At 56.8% G+C, this 1,845-nt stretch carries 3 protein-coding genes; 1 reads left to right on the top strand and 2 read right to left on the bottom strand.

Annotation, left to right across the window (positions count from 1 at the left end):
• Positions 1–216: 216 nt before the first annotated feature.
• A complete protein-coding gene (locus ACP5KC_RS10490) occupies positions 217–1,161 on the top strand; it encodes a DNA-3-methyladenine glycosylase family protein (RefSeq protein ID WP_428287557.1) in 945 nt (314 codons plus the stop codon).
• A 51-nt stretch (positions 1,162–1,212) separates the two neighbouring features.
• Here ACP5KC_RS10490 and ACP5KC_RS10485 read toward each other — a convergent pair whose 3' ends face one another.
• Positions 1,213–1,536 carry an ATPase domain-containing protein gene (locus ACP5KC_RS10485; RefSeq protein WP_428287556.1) on the bottom strand — a complete coding sequence of 108 codons (324 nt, stop codon included), beginning with the start codon at positions 1,534–1,536 and terminating at the stop codon, positions 1,213–1,215.
• Positions 1,497–1,652, bottom strand: a complete 156-nt coding sequence (locus tag ACP5KC_RS10480; RefSeq protein ID WP_428287555.1) for a hypothetical protein — start codon at positions 1,650–1,652, stop codon at positions 1,497–1,499. Before ACP5KC_RS10480 ends, ACP5KC_RS10485 begins: the two co-directional genes overlap by 40 nt.
• Positions 1,653–1,845: the final 193 nt, after the last annotated feature.

Genomic DNA, 1,845 nt, shown 5'->3' with positions numbered 1-1,845 from the left:
TACCCGAAAAGGGCTTAGAAAGCCCTGGATATAGATAGGCCGTGGCACCGCAGAGAAGTTCCTTCATGCTGGAGAAAACGCTCTGAACGTCGTCAACGAGAAGCTTACTCGAAGTAGCTAATGCCTAGGTCCCCGTGTTATAGGAGCGCGCTCAACTATAACACTTAATTGCCCAATCGCTGTGCGTATAGTTGCACGCGCTTGTGGTGAAGCGCTTTGGGTCTCAGGCTGTGTGCCGAGGGCTTGTTAGAGGCCCGGGGAGCGGATCCCTGGCTTACCGCCACGACGTACAACCTGTGCTTCTGGCTTGGCGAGCACTACTCATACGTATACCTGCCGAGCGATGAGCCATCGGTGGCAGTCGTGCTGCGCAACGGCGGCTACAGGCTCTACTCGCAGAGCTGCAGTAACGTGGATGAACTGGTAAAGAAGCTCGAAGAGGTTATGGGGCTCCGGGAAGACCCCTCAGAGTTCTACTCTAAAGCTCGAGGGGACCCCCTACTCGGCCCCTTTGCAGTTGAGTACTCTGGGTGGAGGCTCAGGTCAAGCGGGCTGTGGTGGGCCCTCGTTACCGGGACATGCCAGCAGAACGCGAGCTTCAAGCAGGGGTGGGAAATGCTCCACAGGCTCGTAGAAGCCTACGGAAAGTACGTCGAGGTGGAGGGCAGGAAGGTGTTGAGGCCGCCTACTCCTAGCGAAGTCCTTGAAAACGTTGAAAAGCTCCTCGAGGCGGGAGTTGGCTACAGGTCGAGGACTATTGTCAACGCAGCCCGCTTCCTACTCGAAAGCGGGGTTTCGGAGAGAGAGCTGTCTAGAATAAAGCCCGAGAAGGCCGAGAAGGTCTTGAGGGGCATTAAGGGCGTTGGGCCTTACACTGCGAGGCTTGCAATAACGTTTTCAACGAGGCGCTACGAGCTACCGCCGATTGATAGGTGGCTCATGAGAATCGCGAGCACGGCTTATTCGATTGACGAGAAGCTCGTGGAGGAGTACTGGGTTGATAAGTGGGGTAAGTGGTCTGCGCTGGCTGCTGTGGCTGTTACTGTAGCACTAGATGCCGAGCCCCTAAGCAGAGCTCTCGCTAGGCTTGAGAGCGGGCAACTGCTGCCTAATAGGGCTGCCTCTCCAACACCGGTTAACATGCGGGGCTTCTGCAGGTAGCCTCAGCCGGGCTCCGAGATCACTATGCCCTTGCCGAGGATTGTGCCCAGCTTAAAAAGCCGTTCTCCTGCGGTTTGTCATCCCCATTTCCTTGATGATCAGGTACCTTACTACTTCCCTCCTCGATCCAACGTTATCCATCCACAAGTGGAAGGCCCCGTCTGCTATGTGCCCGAGTCCGAAGCTGAACGTAGACCTTGTGGTCATAGCGTACTGCGAGACAAGGTAGGCCGTTACGTTTTCTCTGTGAGTCGCTGTTTTCGAGTCGTAGCTGTACTTCATCGCCATGGCCGGTTTGTCTGCCCAGAATGCGCTGATCGAGTCTATCACCAGCCTCACGTGCTTGTAAGGAGACCTGGCCTTCTCGTCTCCCAAACCCCCGGTACTCTGTAGACCTCGTGTACAGCCGCCACCAGGGTCTGCGCGTCTAGGGCTACGCACCTCTTCTTCTTAGCTACTTCCGCCTGCCCTCGCTGAGCTAGCTCACTCATCTGCCTCGCCACCTTCAAGAGCCAAAGATGTCTACTACGACTGTGTCGGGGGCTTCGCCCGGCTCCTACCTGCTCGATACGTCGTAAACCCGCTAGGACTCGAAGTCCATTGAAAACGTCTTCGCCTGCCTCGCGACGTCCCTGAACTCCGCCTCTGTCCTCACGTAGACCGCGGGGTCTCCGGCGAGGAGGA

The organism is Infirmifilum sp. (genome assembly GCF_049970975.1).
In the GTDB taxonomy this organism is placed as follows: domain Archaea; phylum Thermoproteota; class Thermoprotei; order Thermofilales; family Thermofilaceae; genus Thermofilum; species Thermofilum uzonense.
This window is presented reverse-complemented; position numbering and strand designations above follow the sequence as displayed.